This window comes from Sinorhizobium sp. Y406 (genome assembly GCF_058732025.1).
The window spans coordinates 862205-874612 of sequence record NZ_CM178975.1; the positions used below are offsets into that span (position 1 = coordinate 862205).

13 protein-coding genes are annotated in these 12408 nt (G+C 62.8%); 3 read left to right on the plus strand and 10 right to left on the minus strand.

The window, feature by feature from the left end:
- Positions 1 to 320 precede the first annotated feature (320 nt).
- Positions 321 to 920, minus strand: a complete 600-nt coding sequence (locus tag AC4P1R_RS20915; protein WP_492178640.1) for a YdeI/OmpD-associated family protein — start codon at positions 918 to 920, stop codon at positions 321 to 323.
- Positions 921 to 1194: 274 nt separating this feature from the next.
- On the opposite strand from AC4P1R_RS20915, the gene AC4P1R_RS20920 reads away from it, so the two are divergent.
- From AC4P1R_RS20920 to AC4P1R_RS20930, 3 genes are all read left to right on the plus strand, one after another.
- The gene (locus tag AC4P1R_RS20920) at positions 1195 to 1677 is read left to right on the plus strand and encodes a VOC family protein (RefSeq protein WP_492178642.1); all 483 of its coding nucleotides are present in this window, start codon (positions 1195 to 1197) and stop codon (positions 1675 to 1677) included.
- A gap of 106 nt (positions 1678 to 1783) precedes the next feature.
- On the plus strand, positions 1784 to 2698 hold the full coding sequence (locus AC4P1R_RS20925) for an aldo/keto reductase (protein WP_151612056.1): 915 nt from the start codon (positions 1784 to 1786) through the stop codon (positions 2696 to 2698).
- A 24-nt stretch (positions 2699 to 2722) separates the two neighbouring features.
- Positions 2723 to 3367, plus strand: a complete 645-nt coding sequence (locus AC4P1R_RS20930) for a DUF6064 family protein (RefSeq protein WP_492178643.1) — start codon at positions 2723 to 2725, stop codon at positions 3365 to 3367.
- Between the two features lie 5 nt (positions 3368 to 3372).
- Here AC4P1R_RS20930 and AC4P1R_RS20935 read toward each other — a convergent pair whose 3' ends face one another.
- The 9 genes from AC4P1R_RS20935 to AC4P1R_RS20975 all read right to left on the minus strand — a co-directional run bounded on the left by AC4P1R_RS20935 (position 3373) and on the right by AC4P1R_RS20975 (position 12362).
- Positions 3373 to 4275, minus strand: coding sequence for a carbohydrate ABC transporter permease (locus tag AC4P1R_RS20935; RefSeq protein ID WP_151612059.1), 903 nt, complete (start codon positions 4273 to 4275; stop codon positions 3373 to 3375).
- A gap of 13 nt (positions 4276 to 4288) precedes the next feature.
- Positions 4289 to 5221 (minus strand): carbohydrate ABC transporter permease, encoded by a 933-nt coding sequence (locus AC4P1R_RS20940; protein ID WP_151612061.1) that lies wholly within the window; start codon positions 5219 to 5221, stop codon positions 4289 to 4291.
- An 88-nt stretch (positions 5222 to 5309) separates the two neighbouring features.
- Positions 5310 to 6620: an ABC transporter substrate-binding protein gene (locus AC4P1R_RS20945; protein ID WP_492178646.1), complete on the minus strand. Its 1311-nt coding sequence runs from the start codon at positions 6618 to 6620 to the stop codon at positions 5310 to 5312.
- 150 nt (positions 6621 to 6770) lie between these two features.
- Positions 6771 to 7838 (minus strand): ABC transporter ATP-binding protein, encoded by a 1068-nt coding sequence (locus AC4P1R_RS20950; RefSeq protein WP_151612063.1) that lies wholly within the window; start codon positions 7836 to 7838, stop codon positions 6771 to 6773.
- A gap of 85 nt (positions 7839 to 7923) precedes the next feature.
- Positions 7924 to 8700: an SDR family oxidoreductase gene (locus AC4P1R_RS20955; RefSeq protein ID WP_151612065.1), complete on the minus strand. Its 777-nt coding sequence runs from the start codon at positions 8698 to 8700 to the stop codon at positions 7924 to 7926.
- A gap of 1 nt (position 8701) precedes the next feature.
- Entirely contained in the window at positions 8702 to 9685 is a 984-nt protein-coding gene (gene denD, locus AC4P1R_RS20960) for a D-erythronate dehydrogenase (protein WP_273362707.1), read from the minus strand.
- A gap of 37 nt (positions 9686 to 9722) precedes the next feature.
- Complete coding sequence (locus AC4P1R_RS20965) at positions 9723 to 10505, minus strand: FadR/GntR family transcriptional regulator (protein ID WP_273362704.1); 783 nt, start codon at positions 10503 to 10505, stop codon at positions 9723 to 9725.
- Positions 10506 to 10660: 155 nt separating this feature from the next.
- Positions 10661 to 11338 carry a 3-oxo-tetronate 4-phosphate decarboxylase gene (gene otnC, locus AC4P1R_RS20970; RefSeq protein WP_273362701.1) on the minus strand — a complete coding sequence of 226 codons (678 nt, stop codon included), beginning with the start codon at positions 11336 to 11338 and terminating at the stop codon, positions 10661 to 10663.
- Positions 11339 to 11357: 19 nt separating this feature from the next.
- A complete protein-coding gene (locus AC4P1R_RS20975) occupies positions 11358 to 12362 on the minus strand; it encodes a LacI family DNA-binding transcriptional regulator (protein ID WP_151612072.1) in 1005 nt (334 codons plus the stop codon).
- Between the last annotated feature and the right edge of the window lie 46 nt (positions 12363 to 12408).

The window sequence follows — 12408 nt, forward strand, 5'->3', positions numbered from 1 at the left end:
GTCGGGTGGCGAGCGAAAGCCCGACAACTCTCGGCCAAGTCGCTGCAACTGCGAGGCCGCCGTAGCCACCGCATACAGTCGGCCCCAACGGCCAAGCATTCGCAAAATGGAACCAAAGCTGCGCTTGCGTGTTCCTGGGGAGCCGCCACGGAGGGTTCACATGCAGTCTCGATATATTCCGACGGAGGTGTTCCTGCGCCTCGAAAGAGAATGGCAAAACATGCGCCACGCCGAACGTCATCTGGAACTCGAGGCCGAGCGGCCAGAGTCCGACAGGACCGGATTGGAACCGGCCGCCCCCGCAGGAAGACACGACGAATTCACTTCCCACGCTGCGGATAGAACGTCTCTCCACGCTTGAGCATCGAGACAAAAGCTTCGATCTTCTTTCGCCGTCCCGCTTCCGTCTTCACGTGGTGCAGGCGGAAGGCCAGAGCGTAGCGGTTCTGAGCGGTCAACTTGTCCAGCATTTCGCTGGCTTTCGGCTCGGCATCTATGGCGGCCTGCAGATCGTCGGGAATCTTCATCTGCCGCCCGCTCTCATAGGCACGGTCCCAGCGCCCGTCGGCCTTGGCAGCTTCGACCTGCTTCAACCCATGCTCCGTCATCCGGCCCGCTGCGATTAGGCGCGCGACATTTTCCACGTTGATCCGGCTCCAGATACTTTTGCGCCTCCGCGGTGTGAAGCGCTGAAGATAGCTCCTCTCGTCGAAGCCCTTTCGCAGACTGTCGATCCAGCCCCAGCAGAGAACGACTTCGATGGCCTCCTCGGGCGCGATCGATCGGAGCCCGGAGCCCGCCTTGTGGATCTTGATCCAGACTTCATCCTGCTTGTCATGATTCTGCCCGAGCCAATGGTAAAAGCTCTCTGCATCCTCGAAGGAGCGAACCGTCGCGGGATTGACATAGACGGGCGTCACAGGCCGGCCCCCATATTCGGTTAACGTTGGCAAGTGGAGGCAGGCTCACCGTACCGCGACCGCCGGGATAATGGGAGACTGTCATTCATCCGGATGTCACGGTCAATCCGGCCGCAGCGGCAAAATGCGACTCCCCATCCGCGTTGCCGCGGCGTGGAAATTCGTCTAGGGCTTGTCGGCTCCGAGGAAGCGGAAACGTCCTAGCGGACGTCCCTCAAGTCGGAACGACTTGAGCAGACATGCAGCAGCACCCACGGCATCGAAGGAGCTTCCTATGCCCAAGATCATATCCCATCTCTGGTTTCCGGAGCACGCACAGCAGGCCGTGGATTTCTATGTCTCGGTCATCCCGAACTCGCATCAGGCCTCGGCAACCACCGTTCCGGCGGATACGCCGAGCGCCCCCCCCGGCAGCGTCAAGGTGATCGAGTTTACGCTGGACAACCAGAATTTCATCGCACTCGAGGCCGGACCTCTCGATGCCTTCAACCACGCCTTCTCCATCGTGGTCGAATGCGACAGCCAGGAGGAGATCGACCGCATTTGGGATGCCTTTCTGGGAAATGGCGGCACGGCGGAACAATGCGGCTGGCTCAAGGACCGTTGGGGGCTTTCCTGGCAGATCGTGCCGCGCGTGCTCGGCGAAATGATGATGAGTGCCGATCGCGAGAGCGCCAAGCGTGCGACGGAAGCGATGCTCGGCATGGTGAAGCTCGACATCGCCGCGCTCCAGCGCGCGTTCCAGGGCAAGGGCTGAGAACTTCCGTTCACGACTTCGTGGCCGCTCCCGCCGCAGGATCTCATGATCTCGCCCGATAAGCGGGATAGACTTCCAAGTCTTCGGCGCAGGAAGGAGCGGCTCCATGGCAATCACCCGGCGCATCGCCTTGCAGGCGCTTGGCCTCGGTGCCCTGCTGCCGCTTCTGCCAGGCCGCGCGCTCGGGCAGCGCAATGTCCTCACTCGGCCGATCCCGTCCAGCGGCGAGGCGATGCCGGTGGTCGGCCTCGGCACCTGGATCACCTTCAACGTCGGGAACGACCCGGTGCTGAAGGACGAATGCGCCACCGTGATGGCGGCCTTCTTCGAGCACGGCGGCCGGATGATCGACTCGTCGCCCATGTACGGCTCTTCACAGCCAACGATCGGCTACGGCCTCAAGAAGCTCGGCCACCCGAAGAGGCTGTTCTCGACGGAGAAGGTCTGGACTTCCGATCCGCAGCACGGCTCAGCACAGATTGAGGCGTCGCGAGCCTATTGGGGCGTTTCGGCATTCGACCTGATGCAGGTGCATAATCTCGTGTCCTGGGAGGAGCACCTGCCGGCGCTCTTCGACATGAAGGCTGCGGGGCGGCTGCGCTATGTCGGGATCACCACGTCGGAAGGGCGCCGGCATCGAGAGATCGAACGCATCATGGCAAGGGAGCCGGTCGATTTCGTTCAGATCACCTACAATATTCTCGATCGCGAAGTGGAGCAGCGGATCTTGCCGCTGGCCGCAGAGAGGGGAATTGGGGTTATCGTCAACCGGCCCTTCCGGCAGAAAAGGCTTATTCGGCGTTTCGAAGACGAGCCCCTGCCGCCCTGGCTTGCCGAGACGGGCGCGCGCAACTGGGCGCAGTTCCTGCTCAAATTCATCATCTCGCATCCAGCGGTCACCTGCGCCATTCCCGCCACCACGCGCGTCGACCATGTGCGCGACAACCTCGATGCGGCGACAGGGATCCTGCCGGATCACGGCTTGCGCCGGCGCATGGCCAGCTATGTGGAATCACTCTGACGTCTGGCCTTAGGATGCCTGTTGATGGTGATCTGGACGACCTACGATCTTGCGGACTTCCTGATGTTCTCGCCGCGCGTCTACGTTCGCCTGGTCGAGAGTTACAATCAGGCGGTCTGGCCGCTGCAAGTCGTCTTCATCGCGGGGGGCCTGCTCGCTTTGGTCCTCGCGATGACGCGTAACCGGGCTATCGTCCTGCCCGCGCTGGCGGTGGCCTGGGTCTTCTGCGCCTGGCAATTGCTGTGGGCGCGCTATGCCGTCATCACTTGGCCGGCGTCCTATGCCGCCGCCGCTTTCCTCCTGCAGGCGGGCCTGCTGATCGTGAGTAGCCGCTGGGCGGGCGGGCCGGCACCGCAGGCGAAGCGGTATTATGGCGGCATCGGCCTGATGCTCTTCGGGCTCGTCGCCTATCCTCTACTGGCTCCCCTTGCCGGCCGCTCCCTCGCCTCGGCCGAAGTCTTCGGCCTGATGCCTGATCCAACCGTGGCGACGACGCTCGGCGGCGTGCTGGCGCTCTCGCCCAAACCGCCCTGGCTTCTACTGCCGATTCCGCTCCTCTGGTGTGCCTTCAGCGGGCTCACGCTGTGGGCGCTGCAGGATGCCGGCGCCTGGGCGCCGTTCGCCACCATTGTCGCAACGCTCACGCTCTTGCTGGCAGGCGACCGATAGCGGCATCACTCCTTCACCGCACCCGTCATCGACGACACGTAGTAGTCGACGAAGAACGAATAGAGGAGGACGACGGGCAGCGAGCCGAAGAGCGCGCCCGCCATCAGCGCGCCCCATTCGAAGACATCGCCGCGCACGAGCTCCGTCAGCACGCCGACAGGTACGGTCTTGTTCTCCGACGACTGGATGAAGGTCAGCGCATAGATGAACTCGTTCCAGGAAAGCGTGAAGGCGAAGATGCCGGCCGAAATCAGTCCCGGTACCGCAAGCGGCAGGATGATCCTGACGAGGATCTGCCATCGCGTCGCGCCGTCCACCAGCGCGCTCTCCTCGAGCTCGAACGGGATCGAACGGAAATAGCCCATCAGCAGCCAGGTGCAGAACGGAATGAGGAAGGTCGGATAGGTGAAGATCAAAGCCAGCTTGGAATCGTAGATACCGAACTTGAAGACGATGAAGGCGAGCGGGATGAAGAGGATCGACGGCGGCACCAGATAGGCGAGGAAGATCATCAGCCCGACCGGCCGCGCGCCGGTGAAACGCACCCTCTCGATTGCATAGGCCGCAAATATCGAGGCGGCGAGAGAAAGGATCGTCGAACCCACGGCAACAAGCATCGTGTTCCAAAGCCAGCCGGGATAGGAGGTTTCGAAAAGCAGGTATTTGATATGCTCGAGCGTCGGCCTCACCACCCAGAAGGGGCTGTAATTGTTATAATCGGTCAGCTGCGCATTGGGCTTGATCGCGGTGATCGCCATCCAATAGAACGGAAAGAGCAGCACGAAGACGAAGACCGCCATCGGCAGGTAAAGCACGACGATCCTTCGCGGCAAACGGTTCAGATAGCTCATGCCCTCGGCGGTATCGGTGAGGACCTCGTCTTCGATTTTCGTCACGGTGGTATTCATTGTCCCCTCCCGCTCAATCCTGGCCGCCCTGCTGCCACTTGCGCCGTTGCAGCCCGAAGAAGCTGAACATGATCGCGGCGAGCAGGAAGGGGATCATCGCGACTGCGATCGCCGCCCCTTCGCCGAGCTGGCCTCCCGGAATGCCGCGCTGGAACGAAAGTGTCGCCATCAGGTGCGTCGCGTTCACCGGTCCGCCTCTGGTCAGCACGTAGATGAGCTGGAAATCGGTGAAGGTGAAAAGCACCGAGAATGTCATCACCACGGCAATGATCGGCGTCAACATCGGGAGCGTGACGTAGCGGAAGCGCTGCCAACTCGTGGCCCCGTCGAGCGAAGCCGCCTCCTGCAGCGACGGCGGAATCGTCTGAAGGCCGGCAAGCAGCGAGATCGCGACGAAGGGAATGCCGCGCCAGACATTGGCGGCAATGACCGAAGCGCGCGCATTGGTCGGATCGCCGAGAAAGTTGATTGGCCCGTCGATCAGGCCGAGCTGCATCAGCGACCAGGAAATGATCGAAAACTGCGAGTCGTAGATCCACCAGAAGGCAAGCGCCGAAAGCACCGTCGGCACCACCCAGGGCAGAAGAATGATCGCGCGGAAGAAGGATTTGAGTGGTAGGTTCTCGTTGAGCAACAGGGCCAGCCAGAGGCCCAGCACGAACTTCAGGATTGACGCCACGAAGGTGTAGAGAAGCGTATTGAAGACCGAGAGCCAGAAGACCGAATCCCGTGCCAGGAATTCGTAGTTCTCAAGGCCGATGAAGATGCCGTCGCGACCGATCCGCGTATCGGTGAAGCCGAGCCATACGCCGAGGCCCAAAGGATAGGTCAGGAAACAGATTAGGAAGACGGCGGCCGGCAGCATGAACAGGAAGCCGAGCACATTGTTGTTCTGCATCAGCGACGCCATGGCGCCTGGCGGCTTCTCGGACGACGTGTAGGACATCGGTCTTCTCCGGCTGAAGTGAATGGCGTCGGCAGGAACAGCCGCCGACGCCTTGCGTGCCGCGGCGGTTTCACCGCCGCCCCGAGCTTCAGACGCGGTAGTAGCGGTTTGCCCGCCGCTCCGCTTCAACCATCGCCTCTTCCGGCGTCATTTGGCCGGTGACCGCGGTCGCGAACATGTCTACTAGCACGTAATCGGCCATGACACCCGCGGAAGCATAGCCAAGCGGACCGGCATAGCCGTTTGGCCGCAAGGTCGCGGAGGCCTTCGCATAGGGCGCGTGGATCGGATCGGCCGTCCAGACCGGATTGTCGGCAAAGGCCTTCAGCGGCTGGCAGCAATAGGCGCTGGAGCCCTGAATCCAGGCGTTCATCTGATCACCCTCCATCATGAACTTGATGTACGCCTTGGCCGCTTCCGGATATTTGCTGTGGTTGAAGAGCAGGATAGAGCTCGTCTGGTGAAGCTCGACGCTTTGCCCGACCGGCCCGACGGGGAAGTTGGTCGTGCGGATATCGGCCGCAATTTCCGCAAGCGCCGGATCCTTCTTGGCCGCGTAGTAGAGCGACACGCCGTTCGCCGTCAGCGATACCTGGCCGGCGAGGAAGGCGCGGTTGTTGTTGATGTCGAGCCAGCTTTCGGTCCCGGGAATGAAGGTCTCGTAAAGCTGCTTGGCATAGTTGATCGCAGCCAGCGTCTCCGGGCTGTTGATGGTGACCTTGCCGTTCTCGTCGACCATCTTGCCCCCATGGCTCCAGAGCAGCCAATGGGCATAGTTGTTGCCGTCGCCGACGGCCTTGCCGTGCGGGAAGCCAGCCGGCGTTCCCTTGGCCTTCAGTGCCTTGCAGAGCTCGAGGAAGCCTGCGGTATCCTCGGGGAATTCGCTGAAGCCTGCGGCATGCATATGGCTGTCGCGGTAGCAGACCGCGTTGCCGATCGCCGTCAGCGGCATGGCTATGAACTTGTCGTCACGGGTCGCATAGCCTTTCAAGCCGTCATACCAGCCGCCATATTTTTCGCCGAGATAATTGGCGAGTTCCGTCAGATCGACGAGTTTGTCCGGGTACTGATGCGCGTCGTCAAACCAGCACAGCACCATATCGGGTCCAGAACCGACATTGGCTGCGACGGCTGCCTTCGGGCGAATGTCCTCCCAGCTCTCCTTGTCGATACGGACCTCGACGCCGGTCGTCTCGGTGAACTTCTTGGTATTGGCAAGCCAGGCGTCTTCGTCGCCCTGGACGAATGGGGTCCATCTTAAGAGCCTCAGGCTTGCGCCCTCCTCCGGCGTGTAGGTCGGCTCCGCTTGCGCGAAGGACGGTCGGGGGCTGAGCGGAAGCCCGGCCATGCCCGCGAGCGCCGCGGAACCCGCGAGGAAATCACGTCTCTTTATCGGCATTGGTACTCCTCCTTCAAACAGCGGGAGCATCTTCTTCCCGCATTCGCCGCCCCGCTTGACGAATGCACCCGATGCCCGGCAGGTCGCCGGACGATCGTCCGCGCGGCGGCTCAAGGAGGGCTCCTCCCTCTCCCCGTCTGCCGCGCGGCCTCAATCAACCAGTCGCCGGCCGCTTTCGGCGTCGAACAGGTGAACATGCTGGCTGTCGATCGCCAGACGGATCGTCTCGCCGGGCCTGGCGTTGACGCGTTCCCGAAAAACACCGGTCACCTCCGCGCCGCCGAGCTTGACGATCATCTGAGTCTCGTAGCCGGTCGGCTCGATCACCACGACCTCGGCCGGCAATCCGTTCGGATCGAGGGACAGGTATTCGGGCCGGAGGCCATAGATGAGATTGCGCCCCCGTGCCGCGGCGGCCGGGCGCGCCACGGGCAGAGCCGTGCCGTCCACCGACAGGAAGGCGTTGGGATTGTTCGCATCGAGCCGGCCATTGAGCATGTTCATCGCCGGCGAGCCGATGAAGCCGGCGACGAAAAGATTGGCCGGCTGGTCGTAGAGATCGAGCGGCGCCCCGATCTGCTCGACGATGCCGTCATGCATGACGACGATCTTGTCGGCCATGGTCATCGCCTCGATCTGATCGTGGGTGACGTAGACGGTGGTCGTCTTCAGGCGCTGGTGCAACTCCTTAATTTCGGCGCGCATGGCAACGCGCAGCTTCGCGTCGAGGTTAGACAGCGGCTCGTCAAACAGGAACACCTGCGGATCCCGCACGATCGCCCGGCCCATCGCGACGCGCTGGCGCTGACCGCCGGAAAGCTGGCGCGGATAGCGGTCGAGCAGTCTTGAGAGGCCGAGAATGTCGGCGGCCGCCCCGACGCGCTTATCGACGTCGTCCTTCGCCGATCCTTTCAGCATCAGCGAGAAGGCCATGTTGTCCCGAACCGTCATATGCGGATAGAGGGCGTAGTTCTGGAACACCATGGCGATGTCGCGGTCCTTCGGCGGCAGCCGATTGACGACACGGTTGCCAATACGGATTTCGCCGGCGGTGATGTTTTCGAGCCCGGCCAGCATCCGGAGCAAAGTCGATTTTCCGCAGCCGGACGGACCGACGAGAATGACGAACTCGCCATCCTCGATCTCTATGTTCACGCCCTTGATGACGGGGAAAGCACCGAAGGACTTCCTGACATCGACAAAATCCACGCCTGCCATTTACACTCCTCCCAGAACCTCATTCTCCCCGGACGCCAACGTTATCGCCCCTGCGAGATATAGGGCGGGCGGAGAGCATTGACCGCTATCCGCGGCCGACCAGCGGCATTTTCGTCGCCATCACCGTCATCGTCAGAACATTGGCCGAGAGCGGCAGGCCGGCCATGTAGACAACGGCCTCGGCGACGTGCTTGACCGGAATGGTCGGCTCGGACGCTATCTCGCCATTGGCCTGCAGCACACCACTGCTCATCTTTTGCGTCATGTCCGTTGCGGCATTGCCGATGTCGATCTGGCCGCAAGCTATGTCGAAGGGCCGCCCATCGAGTGCGGTCGACTTGGTGAGCCCCGTGATCGCGTGTTTCGTCGCCGTATAGGGCGCGGAGTTGGGTCTCGGCGTCGTCGCCGAAATCGATCCATTATTGATGATGCGCCCACCGCGCGGTTCCTGCGCCTTCATCAGCCGAAAAGCCTGCTGGGTGCAGAGAAATGCACCCGTCAGGTTGGCGGCGAGTATCCCGCTCCATTGCTCGAAGCTGATCTCCTCGAGCGGCACCGGCGGCACGTTGGAGCCGGCATTGTTGACGAGCAGGTCGAGCCGGCCAAACTCACGGCGGATTGTCTCGAAAAGGCCCGCCACCTGATTGGGGTCGCCGACGTCGCAGGGAACCGCCCGGACGGTGCCGCCGGTTTCCGCCGCGATCTCGTTTGCCGTTTTCTGCAGTACATCCAAACGGCGCCCGGTGATGATGAGGGCGTAGCCCTCGGCGCTCAGCGCCGTTGCCATGCCGCGTCCGACGCCAGTGCCGCCGCCCGTCACGAGGGCGATCTTGCCTTCGCCCGATTTCTTGCCTTCTGCCATCTCAGATCTTGCCTCCGAGTTCGTCCTCGATATGGATGCGGATGATCTCGTCGAAGCTGGTTTCGGCGGTAAACCCGAGTTCGCGCGCCCGGCGTGCATCGAAGTTGGTTGGCCAGCCGGCGACGATCGCGCGGATGACGGGATCCGGCTCGCGGCGGATGAGGCCGACGGCCTTCGCTCCCGCGACGCGCCCGAGCGCCTCGATCTCTTCGCCGACCAGCGCCGATAGTCCCGGCATGGTGAGGTTGCGCCGCGGCCCGATACGGTCGGTATCCATGCGTGCCGCGTGGACGAAAAACCCCACGGCCGAGCGCGGGCTTGCAAACCAGTGTCGGACGTCTTCGTCGACCGGCAGCACGGCCACTTTCCCGGCGAGCGGTTCGCGCAGAATGTTGGAGAAGAAACCGGAGGCCGCCTTGTTCGGCGCGCCGGGCCGAACGCAGATGGTCGGCAGGCGGATGCCGATCCCGTCGAAGAAGCCGCGCCGCGTATAATCGGTCAGCAGCAGCTCGCAAATCGCCTTCTGCGTTCCGTAGCTCGTCAGCGGCGTGGTGAAGAACTCGTCGCCGATCTTCTCCGGGAACGGCTGGCCGAAAACGGCGATCGACGAGGCGAAAATGACGCGCGGTGTGTAGCGCTCGCGCTGGCCTTCCTGGCGGATCGCCTCGAACAGCGCCCGTGTGCCGTCGAGATTGACGCGGTAGCCCTTGTCGAAATCTGCCTCTGCTTCACCGGAGACGATTGCCGCCAAATGGAAGATCACGTCGGGCCGCGCAGCAACGAGCCGTTCGGCTCCGCCCTCCGACGCGAGATCGAGCGCAAACGTCTCCGAAATCGCGGAAAGGGCTGCCGGGGCCACCGGTTCGACCACGTCCACCAAAGTCAGCAGCGCGATCCCATGGCCGAGAGCATCCGGCTCCGCGGCCAGCCGTTCGACGAGTTTTCGGCCGATCATGCCGGCCGCACCGATGATCATGACGTGCATTCGCGGCGAACCTCCTCCTGTTCGGCCACCGTCCGGATCAATCCGGGTTGAGCGTTCCCTTGTGCTTCTGCTTCTTGCCGCCCGCAGCGCCTTTGACGAGCAGGTCCTTCGTGGTCTGATAGATGCGCATCAAGTGTTGGCGGAAGGCCGCGACGACCGCCTCTCGGTCCCCTCGCCGGAGGCCTTCGACGATCTCGCTGTGATCCTGATAGCTCGCCTCGATGGCGCCCGCCCGGGACATGGCGCTGCGGCGATAATCCATCATATAGGTGTACAGGTCGGTGACGAAGTCCGACAGCAGCAGATTACCGCAGGCTCGGTAGATCGCCACATGGAATTCGCGATCGCAGATGAGGAAGCGCATTGCGTCGTTGCCGCAGAGCCTTTGCGTTTCCAGCAAGGCTTCGAGCTTGCGCAGCGTTTCTTCATCCATGTTCTCGGCGGCGTCGCCCACCACCTTCAGCTCTATGTGAAGTCGGGCTGCGTGGACGTCTTCGAGATCGTAGCTGTCGATGGCATTGGGCGAAGCGATCGTCACGGGCAAATGACTGAGGTCGACGTTGGCGACGCGGCTGCGGCTGCCCTGTGAAACCTCTATGATGCCGCGCGCTGCGAGCGTCTGGATTGCGCCGCGTACAGTCTCTCGGCTGACGTGGAGCACACTTGCCAGCTCCCGTTCGCCCGGCAGTTCGTCGCCCGGCCGCAGCATGTTGGTCGCGACCAGCACCATTAGCTTGTCGGAAATCACCTCGCGCGCGGTCCGGCGCTCAAGGCTCCGGCCGACCTTCGGCATCTGCGTGAGGATTGGACTGCCGTTCACTCTCACCGCCTCCGACTGATCAACTGGTTGGTCCACCGGATCAGTATGATGAGTAGGGAGCAAAGCGGGCGTCGGGTCAACCCCTCTTCGTTGCCGCGCCGCACAAAAAAAATTCCGCGCTCTCGTTTGCAGTGCATGATGACGGGACGACCCGGTCACCCGTGATCGTGGTCTTCACGGTTCTGATGCGAAGGCAGTTCGAGCCCGAAGGTCTTCACGAGATCCTCGACCTGCGCCGGGGTCAGATAGCGCGGATTGAGATTGCGCAGCAGCAGGTAGAGCTTTGCGGTCTCCTCGAGCTCCTCGGTCGCGAACACCGCCGCCTCGAGACTTTCGCCGCCGACCACCGGGCCGTGGTTGGCAAGCAGCACGGAGGAATATTTGCCGGCCAGGCCTCGGATCGCATCGGCGACCGCGGGATCTCCGGGGCGGTAATAGGGCACGAGCGCCGTTTCGCCGGCACGCATGAGATAATAAGGCGTCATCGGCGGCAACACGGCGCGCGGATCGATTTCGGGCAGCATGGTGAGCGCCACCGCATGGGTCGAATGCAGATGGACGATCGCCCGCGCGCTGCCGCGCGTCTCATAGAGGGCGGAGTGCAGCGGGATCTCCTTCGTGGGCTTGTCGCCGGAAACGAGCCGTCCTTCTTCGTCGAGCCTGGAAATGCGGGCCGGATCGAGGAACCCGAGCGAGGCGTTGGTCGGCGTCACCAGCCAGCCGCCATCGTCGAGGCGCAGCGATATGTTGCCGGAGGAGCCTGGAGTGAGCCCTCGCTCGAATAGCGAACGGCCGTAGCGGCAGATTTCCTCGCGCAGACGCGTCTCGGACATGGGGGCGGTCCTTTCGAGTTCAGGCGGTTGCGCCTTCGACAAGTTCGAAACCGAGGTCGACGACCTGCGACGGTGCGTTCGAAACGACGAGCTCAGCGGCCACCTGCCCCGTCATCACCCGGGGCGTGCGGATGGTCGAGAGCGGCTGCGGTGTTGCCCGACCGATGTCGAGGCCGTTATAGCCGAAGATCGCCAGTTGCGAGGGGATCGAAATTCCTCGCGCGAGACAGTGGAAATAGCCACCGATCGCCATGTCGTCGTTCGAGAAGTAGACGGCATCGAGGCCAGGCGAACGGGCAAGCAGCTGTTCCAAGCCCTGTCTTCCGCTTTCCACCGACGAGGGGCCTGGACTGATCTGCCGATCCACGAGCGGGAAACCGGCTGTCTCCAGCGCCGCGCAGAAGCCGGCGTAACGCTTTCCGGCACGCGTATCGCGCTCGACATCATGGCCAACATATCCGATCCGGCGATAGCCACGCTTCAACAGAAACGCAGCGCTTTCCCGGCCGGCCGCGCGGTTGGAAAAGCCGACAGCGATATCCACCGGTTCGCCGTCCACGTCGAGCACCTCCACGACCCGGCGGCCGCTCGCGCGCATCATCTTGCGCGTGCCCTCATTGTGTTCGAAGCCCGCGAGCACCACCGCCGTCGGCCGCCAGGCGAGCATCGCCGCAACGAGCGCCTCTTCACGCCCCGGATCGTAGTCGGTAACGGCGAAAACAGCCTGGTGCTGGTTTGCCTCCAGCACGCCGCTTGCGCCGCGCAACAGGTCGGGAAAAACAATGTTCGAGAGCGAGGGTATGACGAAGGCGACGAGACGCGAGCCGGCGGAGGCGAGCGTCCCGGCTATCCGGTTCGGCACGTAACCGAGCCGCTCGACGGCTTCCATCACCCGGTCCCGCGCCTTTCGAGAAAAGGAACCTTCGTTTCGCAGGACACGTGAAACTGTACTCTCGCCGACGCCGGCCGCTTCCGCCACCTCTGCCAGTGTTACCGTCCCCTGCTGCTTGAAATCCACACTCATTAGAACCCTGCTCCGGCCTGATTGCGGTGACATCAAGAACCAGCCG

What these genes read in the sequence shown, in the direction of transcription:
- AC4P1R_RS20920 (WP_492178642.1), top strand. Translation starts at nt 1,195, where the DNA reads ATGCCCAAGATCATATCCCATCTCTGGTTTCCGGAGCACGCACAGCAG.
- AC4P1R_RS20925 (WP_151612056.1), top strand. Translation starts at nt 1,784, where the DNA reads ATGGCAATCACCCGGCGCATCGCCTTGCAGGCGCTTGGCCTCGGTGCC.
- AC4P1R_RS20930 (WP_492178643.1), top strand. Translation starts at nt 2,723, where the DNA reads ATGGTGATCTGGACGACCTACGATCTTGCGGACTTCCTGATGTTCTCG.
- AC4P1R_RS20935 (WP_151612059.1), bottom strand. Translation starts at nt 4,275, where the DNA reads ATGAATACCACCGTGACGAAAATCGAAGACGAGGTCCTCACCGATACC.
- AC4P1R_RS20940 (WP_151612061.1), bottom strand. Translation starts at nt 5,221, where the DNA reads ATGTCCTACACGTCGTCCGAGAAGCCGCCAGGCGCCATGGCGTCGCTG.
- AC4P1R_RS20945 (WP_492178646.1), bottom strand. Translation starts at nt 6,620, where the DNA reads ATGCCGATAAAGAGACGTGATTTCCTCGCGGGTTCCGCGGCGCTCGCG.
- AC4P1R_RS20950 (WP_151612063.1), bottom strand. Translation starts at nt 7,838, where the DNA reads ATGGCAGGCGTGGATTTTGTCGATGTCAGGAAGTCCTTCGGTGCTTTC.
- AC4P1R_RS20955 (WP_151612065.1), bottom strand. Translation starts at nt 8,700, where the DNA reads ATGGCAGAAGGCAAGAAATCGGGCGAAGGCAAGATCGCCCTCGTGACG.
- denD (WP_273362707.1), bottom strand. Translation starts at nt 9,685, where the DNA reads ATGCACGTCATGATCATCGGTGCGGCCGGCATGATCGGCCGAAAACTC.
- otnC (WP_273362701.1), bottom strand. Translation starts at nt 11,338, where the DNA reads ATGTCCGAGACGCGTCTGCGCGAGGAAATCTGCCGCTACGGCCGTTCG.
- AC4P1R_RS20975 (WP_151612072.1), bottom strand. Translation starts at nt 12,362, where the DNA reads ATGAGTGTGGATTTCAAGCAGCAGGGGACGGTAACACTGGCAGAGGTG.